The sequence below is a fragment of the Pseudoalteromonas sp. HF66 genome (assembly GCF_011806445.1).
GTDB lineage: Bacteria > Pseudomonadota > Gammaproteobacteria > Enterobacterales > Alteromonadaceae > Pseudoalteromonas > Pseudoalteromonas apostichopi.
In genome coordinates this window covers 24,199-31,816 of the sequence record NZ_JAATOU010000030.1, presented here as the reverse complement: position 1 = coordinate 31,816, position 7,618 = coordinate 24,199, and the positions used below count along the sequence as shown (strand labels likewise).

4 protein-coding genes and 1 pseudogene are annotated in these 7,618 nt (G+C 44.3%); all 5 read right to left on the bottom strand.

The annotated features are described in order from the left end of the window. Window positions 1–77, bottom strand: a pseudogene (locus tag HCZ11_RS18895) (elongation factor Tu); the annotation flags it as partial. A gap of 60 nt (window positions 78–137) precedes the next feature. Then, a complete protein-coding gene (fusA, locus tag HCZ11_RS18890; protein WP_130049897.1) occupies window positions 138–2,252 on the bottom strand; it encodes an elongation factor G in 2,115 nt (704 codons plus the stop codon). Window positions 2,253–2,279: 27 nt separating this feature from the next. Then, window positions 2,280–2,750, bottom strand: a complete 471-nt coding sequence (rpsG, locus tag HCZ11_RS18885) for a 30S ribosomal protein S7 (protein ID WP_054554834.1) — start codon at window positions 2,748–2,750, stop codon at window positions 2,280–2,282. Between the two features lie 97 nt (window positions 2,751–2,847). Then, complete coding sequence (gene rpsL / locus HCZ11_RS18880) at window positions 2,848–3,222, bottom strand: 30S ribosomal protein S12 (protein WP_002958885.1); 375 nt, start codon at window positions 3,220–3,222, stop codon at window positions 2,848–2,850. Window positions 3,223–3,415: 193 nt separating this feature from the next. Further along, window positions 3,416–7,588, bottom strand: a complete 4,173-nt coding sequence (gene rpoC / locus HCZ11_RS18875; RefSeq protein WP_130049898.1) for a DNA-directed RNA polymerase subunit beta' — start codon at window positions 7,586–7,588, stop codon at window positions 3,416–3,418. Between the last annotated feature and the right edge of the window lie 30 nt (window positions 7,589–7,618).

Below are 7,618 nucleotides of genomic sequence, written 5' to 3'. Positions count from 1 at the left end.
GTTTTACCGTGGTCAACGTGGCCGATTGTACCAACGTTTACGTGCGGTTTTACGCGTTCAAACTTTTCTTTTGCCATCTTAAAAAATTCCTATAAAGAAATTAACGCCTGACCCACTATTGGGCCAGACAAGCTAAATCATATAACAGCGCGAGCTGCAATTATTGCATCTGCAACATTCTTAGAGGCTTCTGCATACTTCAAAAACTCCATAGAGTATGATGCACGGCCTTGTGTTGCAGATCGCAGATCAGTTGCATAACCAAACATTTCAGAAAGTGGTACTTGCGCATTAATTTGCTTAAGACCACCGAATGCTTCTTCCATGCCTTCGATCATGCCGCGGCGACGGTTTAAGTCACCAACTACATCACCCATGTTTTCTTCAGGAGTGATAACTTCAACCTTCATTACTGGTTCTAGAAGAGCTGGGTTTGCTTCAAGCGCACCTTTCTTCATCGCCATTGAACCTGCAATCTTAAATGCCATTTCATTCGAATCTACATCATGGAATGAACCATCAAACAGAGTCGCTTTAACGCCAAGTAATGGGTAGCCTGCCAGTACACCTTGAGTCATTTGCTCTTGGATACCTTTGTCTACCGCAGGGATGTATTCTTTAGGAACAGAACCACCAACGATTTCGTTAACGAACTCATAAATTGGCGCATCATCTTCCGAAATATCCATCGGTTCAAGTTTAAGCCAGACGTGACCATATTGACCACGACCACCTGATTGACGTACGAACTTCCCTTCAACTTCAACAGCTGAACGGATAGCTTCACGGTATGCTACCTGTGGCTTACCAACGTTACATTCAACACTGAATTCACGCTTCATACGGTCGACAATGATATCAAGGTGAAGTTCACCCATGCCAGAAATAATAGTCTGGCCTGATTCTTCGTCAGTTTGTACTCGGAAAGATGGATCTTCTGCCGCTAGTTTACCTAGCGCGATTCCCATCTTATCTTGGTCAGCTACTGTGCGAGGCTCTACCGCAACAGAGATAACTGGCTCAGGGAACTCCATACGCTCAAGCGTAATGACTGAGTTCGGATCACACAGTGTCTCACCTGTTGTTACGTCTTTAAGACCAATAGCCGCTGCGATGTCGCCTGCGTAGACTACTTTGATCTCTTCACGTGAGTTTGAATGCATCTGAACGATACGACCAAGTCGCTCACGCTTACTTTTAACTGGGTTGTATACCGCGTCACCCTGTTTAACAGTACCAGAGTAAACACGGAAGAAGGTCAAGGTGCCAACGAACGGGTCTGTCGCAATCTTAAAAGCAAGTGCGGCAAACGGTGCGTTGTCATCAGCAGGACGTTCTTCCTCAGTACCATCTTCAACGATACCTTGGATTTGTTTCACTTGTGTTGGAGCAGGCATATATTCGATAACAGCATCAAGCACAGCTTGAACGCCCTTATTCTTAAATGCACTACCACACGTCATTGGAACAATTTCGTTAGCTAATGTGCGCTGACGTAAAGCTGCTTTAATTTCAGCTTCAGTCAGGTCTTCACCTTCTAGATATTTGTCCATTAGTTCTTCTGATGCTTCAGCAGCGCTCTCAACCATGTGAGAACGCCATTCTTCTGCAAGCTCCAGAAGCTCTGCCGGAATGGCCTCATAAGAGAAAGTCATGCCTTGATCTTCGGCATTCCAGTTAATGGCTTTCATCTTAATAAGGTCAATAACACCTTTAAAGTCGTCTTCAGCACCAATTGGTAGCTGAATTGGAACAGGCGTTGCTCCAAGACGAGATTTCACCTGGTCCACAACAGTTAAGAAGTCAGCGCCTGTGCGATCCATTTTATTTACGAAGATCATGCGAGGAACTTCGTATTTGTTCGCTTGACGCCAAACTGTCTCAGTTTGCGGCTGTACACCAGATGAAGCACAAAGAACAACTACCGCACCATCTAGTACGCGTAAAGAACGCTCTACTTCGATAGTGAAATCTACGTGTCCTGGAGTATCAATGATATTGATGCGATGGTCGTCAAATTGAGCGTCCATCCCTTTCCAGAAACACGTTGTTGCAGCAGAAGTGATTGTGATACCACGCTCTTGTTCCTGCTCCATCCAATCCATAGTTGCAGCACCATCATGTACTTCACCGATCTTATGAGAAAGACCTGTGTAGAACAGAACACGTTCTGTTGTGGTGGTTTTACCTGCATCTACGTGAGCGCAAATACCGATATTGCGATAGCGCTCAAGTGGAGTTGTACGTGCCATATGATCCTCTTAAAGGTTAAGGGCAGATTACCAACGGTAATGAGCGAATGCTTTATTCGCTTCAGCCATACGGTGAACGTCTTCACGTTTCTTAACCGCAGTGCCTTTGTTGTCAGCAGCGTCTACGATTTCTTGAGCTAAACGTAAGCCCATAGATTTTTCGCCACGCTTACGTGCAGCGTCTACTAACCAACGCATACCTAATGCGTTGCGACGTACTGGACGTACTTCAACTGGTACTTGGTACGTTGAACCACCAACACGGCGAGATTTAACCTCTACCTGTGGGCGAACGTTTTCAAGTGCAGCTTCAAAGATTTCAAGGTGCGACTTGCCTGATTTCTCAGCAGCCACGTCTAACGCACCATAAACGATTTTTTCAGCAGTAGATTTCTTGCCGTCTAACATTACTACGTTAACGAATTTAGCAAGAAGTTCCGATCCGAACTTAGGATCTGGAAGAATTTTACGTTGACCTATTACGCGTCTTCTAGGCATTTTGTATCTCCGGTATCTTCAGGTTTGCTCTTTTAGAGTCAATACCCAAAACAATTAATTTAAAAATTTAGTGCTTGGCCTTACTAACGGAGAACCATTAGCCCTTAGGGCGTTTAGCACCGTATTTAGAACGAGCTTGACGACGGTCGCTAACGCCTGCACAGTCAAGTGCACCACGTACAGTGTGGAAACGCACACCTGGTAAGTCTTTAACACGACCACCACGGATAAGGATTACACTGTGCTCTTGTAAGTTGTGGCCTTCACCACCGATGTAAGATGTTACTTCGAAACCGTTAGTTAAACGAACACGCGCTACTTTACGTAATGCAGAGTTTGGTTTCTTAGGTGTAGTTGTATATACACGAGTACATACACCACGCTTTTGCGGACAAGCTTTAAGTGCAGCTGAGTTACTTTTAGTAACTTTGCTACGACGTGGCTTACGCACTAGCTGGTTAATAGTTGCCATTTAAATAGCTCCTGAAATTAAAATTACTACTGAAAAAATAAAAAAATCCGCCCTGTTTACATGCTCGTTACAAAACGTGCAGGCAAATGGGTGGCGGAATTTTAATGAGCAAAGTTTAACCTGTCAACCTTAACTCATCGTAAGGCAGAAGATAACTGCCTTACGATTTCTTAATCTATTGATTAAGCTGAGATTATTGGTTTCCAGAGATATCTGCGTTAAGTGCGTCAGTTAGTGCTTGAGTCGCCTCTTCAGCACTTACTGTTTGCTCTTCAACGATTTCACCTTGCTTGCGACGATTCAAACGGTCTTGGTGATACGCAAAGCCTGTACCAGCTGGGATCAGACGACCCACGATTACGTTCTCTTTCAGACCACGAAGTTCATCGCTCTTCCCATTTACAGCTGCTTCAGTTAGGACACGAGTTGTCTCCTGGAATGATGCTGCAGAAATGAAAGATTCTGTTGCAAGTGACGCTTTAGTGATACCCATTAACTGGATTTCAAACTTCGCTGGGATCTTACCTTGTTTCTCAAGTTCACGGTTCGCGATGTTAACGCGTGCCACTTCAACTTGTTCACCGGCTAAGAACTCAGTGTCACCGCCGTCAAGGATGATACATTTACGTAGCATCTGACGAATAATTGTCTCAATGTGCTTGTCATTGATCTTAACGCCCTGCAAGCGGTAAACCTCTTGCACTTCGTTAACGATGTAGTTAGCTACATGAGTTACACCACGTAAGCGTAAGATGTCATGTGGTGACTCTGGACCATCGGCGATAACCTCACCTTTAGACACTTGCTCACCTTCGAACACGTTAAGTTGACGCCATTTAGGAATCATCTCTTCGTATGCGTCACCCTCAGCTGGAGTGATTACAAGACGCTTCTTACCTTTTGTTTCTTTACCGAAGCTGATAGTACCTGTGATTTCTGCAAGGATTGCAGGATCTTTCGGTTTACGTGCTTCGAATAAGTCAGCTACGCGAGGTAGACCACCCGTGATATCACGAGTCTTCGAACCTTCTTGCGGAATACGTGCAAGTACGTCACCTGGGTTTGCAGTTGCACCGTCGGTTACTTCAATCGTTGTGAATGAAGGTAGACGTGTTTCTTGCAGACCACGCTCATCGCTTTCGATGATTAGTTTAGGTTCTTTCGCATTTGCTTTACCTAAGTCTTTAACAACCACACGAGTTAAACCAGTTAACTCATCTGTTTGTGCTTCGGTATTTGAGTCATCAATGTCGCTGAACGAGATTTTTGACTTATGCTCAAGAACGATTGGGTGACTATGCGGATCCCAAGTTGCAACGATATCGTTACCTTGAACTTCTGCATTATCTTGTACAGATAACACCGCACCGTAAGGTACTTTATAACGCTCTTTCTCACGACCAAAGCTATCGATGATAGTGATCTCTGTTGAACGAGACGTGATAACAATCTTACCGTCTGTGTTTAATACGTACTTCGCGTTGTGTAACTTCAATGTACCGTTAGTTTTAACTTGTACACTGTTTTCAGCAGACGCTCGAGATGCTGCACCACCGATGTGGAAGGTACGCATCGTAAGCTGTGTACCCGGCTCACCGATTGATTGCGCCGCGATAACACCTACTGACTCACCTGGATTAATGATATGGCCACGTGCAAGGTCACGACCGTAACACTTAGCACATACACCAAAGTCATTATCACAAGTGATTACTGAACGAACGCGTACTTCATCTACTGAATGCTCTTCTAGAAGGTCACACAGTTTTTCGTCAAGCATGATATTACGCTCAACAAGTACTTCGTTAGTATTTGGAATTAATACATCTTCAGCTACAACACGACCAAGAACACGTTCGCGAAGCGCTTCTACAACGTCACCACCCTCGATAAGCGGTTTCATTGTTAAGCCATCTTCTGTGCCACAATCGTCTTCATTGATTACTAAATCTTGTGCAACGTCTACTAGACGACGCGTTAAGTAACCCGAGTTTGCTGTTTTAAGTGCTGTATCGGCAAGACCTTTACGCGCACCGTGCGTTGAGATGAAGTACTGTAGTACGTTTAGACCTTCACGGAAGTTCGCCGTGATTGGTGTCTCGATGATTGAACCATCTGGACGTGCCATTAGACCACGCATACCCGCTAACTGACGGATCTGAGCGGCGCTACCACGTGCACCTGAGTCTGCCATCATAAACACTGAGTTGAATGAAGATTGCTCTTCTTCTTCGCCTTTAGCGTTGATTACAGTGTCTTTTGATAAGTTCGCCATCATCTCACGTGATAAGTTTTCATTTACACGTGACCAGATATCGATAACTTTATTGTACTTTTCACCAGCCGTTACAAGACCTGATTGGAATTGTTGGTTGATTTCAGTTACTTCAGCTTCCGCTGATTCAATGATTTCTGCTTTAACCGGTGGGATAACTAAGTCATCGATACCGATTGAAACACCTGACTTCATTGCGTAGTGGAAACCGGTGTACATTACTTGGTCAGCAAAGATAACTGTATCTTTAAGACCTAGACGACGGTAACACTCGTTTAATAAGCCAGAAATTTGTTTCTTACCTAGGGCTTGGTTGATTAACTCAAACGGCATGCCTTTAGGTAGGATTAGTGAAAGGATCGCACGACCTACTGTTGTTTCAACAATAGATACTTGCTCAACTGTTTCACCATCTTCATTACTGATTGTCTCGCTGATACGTACTTTTACGCGTGCATGTAACTCAGCGTTACCGCTGCGGTATGCTTTTTCAGCTTCTTTAGGATCTTTAAATACAATACCTTCGCCTTTCGCATTGATGCGATCACGAGTCATGTAGTAAAGACCTAATACAACGTCCTGTGAAGGAACGATGATTGGCTCACCATTCGCTGGAGATAGGATGTTGTTAGTAGACATCATTAGAGCACGTGCTTCTAATTGTGCTTCAAGCGTTAACGGTACGTGTACCGCCATTTGGTCACCATCGAAGTCAGCGTTGTATGCCGCACAAACTAATGGGTGTAAATGAATCGCTTTACCTTCGATAAGCACAGGTTCGAACGCTTGGATACCCAAACGGTGAAGTGTTGGTGCACGGTTCAGTAATACTGGATGCTCACGAATTACTTCGTCTAATACATCCCATACTTCTGCTACTTCACGCTCAACCATCTTCTTAGCAGCTTTGATAGTCGTAGCCATGCCACGACGCTCTAGTTTACCGTAGATAAATGGTTTGAATAGCTCAAGTGCCATCTTCTTAGGAAGACCACACTGGTGTAGTTTAAGCGTAGGACCTACTGTGATTACAGAACGGCCAGAGTAATCTACACGTTTACCAAGTAAGTTCTGACGGAAACGACCTTGCTTACCTTTGATCATATCAGCAAGCGATTTCAGAGGACGTTTGTTAGAACCTGTAATCGCACGACCGCGACGACCGTTATCAAGTAGCGCATCTACCGCTTCTTGTAACATACGTTTTTCGTTGCGTACGATAATGTCTGGTGCTGCTAGATCTAATAGACGTTTAAGACGGTTATTACGGTTAATAACACGACGGTAAAGGTCATTCAGATCAGAAGTCGCAAAACGACCACCGTCTAGTGGTACTAATGGACGTAGATCAGGCGGAAGTACTGGAAGTACTGTCATGATCATCCACTCAGGGTTGTTACCTGATTGGTGGAAAGATTCCATTAATTTAAGACGTTTAGTGATCTTCTTACGCTTAGTTTCAGAGTTAATTGTTGGTAACTCTTCACGCATTTCAGCAATTAATTGGCCAAGATCAAGTTCACGAAGCAAGTCTAATACTGCTTCAGCACCCATCTTCGCTTCAAACTCATCACCGTGCTCTTCAAGTGCATCTAAGTACTCTTCTTCACCTAAAAGCTGACCACGCTCAAGCGTTGTCATACCAGGCTCAGTTACTACGAATGATTCGAAGTAAAGTACGCGCTCGATGTCACGAAGTGTCATGTCTAGCATTAAGCCGATACGTGACGGTAATGATTTTAAGAACCAAATGTGCGCAACTGGGCTCGCAAGCTCAATATGACCCATACGGTCACGACGCACTTTAGTTAGCGTTACTTCAACGCCACACTTTTCACAAATAACACCACGGTGCTTAAGGCGCTTATATTTACCACATAAACACTCATAATCTTTCACTGGGCCGAAAATACGGGCACAGAATAAGCCGTCGCGCTCAGGCTTGAAAGTACGGTAGTTGATTGTCTCAGGTTTCTTTACTTCACCGTATGACCATGAACGAACCATATCTGGCGAAGCAAGACCAATGCGAATTGCATCGAATTCTTCGGTCTTATTTTGTTGCTTCAGAAACTTAAGTAAGTCTTTCACCTTAGCTCTCCTGTCGGAGGTTAATCTTGA

What these genes read in the sequence shown, in the direction of transcription:
- fusA (WP_130049897.1), bottom strand. Translation starts at nt 2,252, where the DNA reads ATGGCACGTACAACTCCACTTGAGCGCTATCGCAATATCGGTATTTGC.
- rpsG (WP_054554834.1), bottom strand. Translation starts at nt 2,750, where the DNA reads ATGCCTAGAAGACGCGTAATAGGTCAACGTAAAATTCTTCCAGATCCT.
- rpsL (WP_002958885.1), bottom strand. Translation starts at nt 3,222, where the DNA reads ATGGCAACTATTAACCAGCTAGTGCGTAAGCCACGTCGTAGCAAAGTT.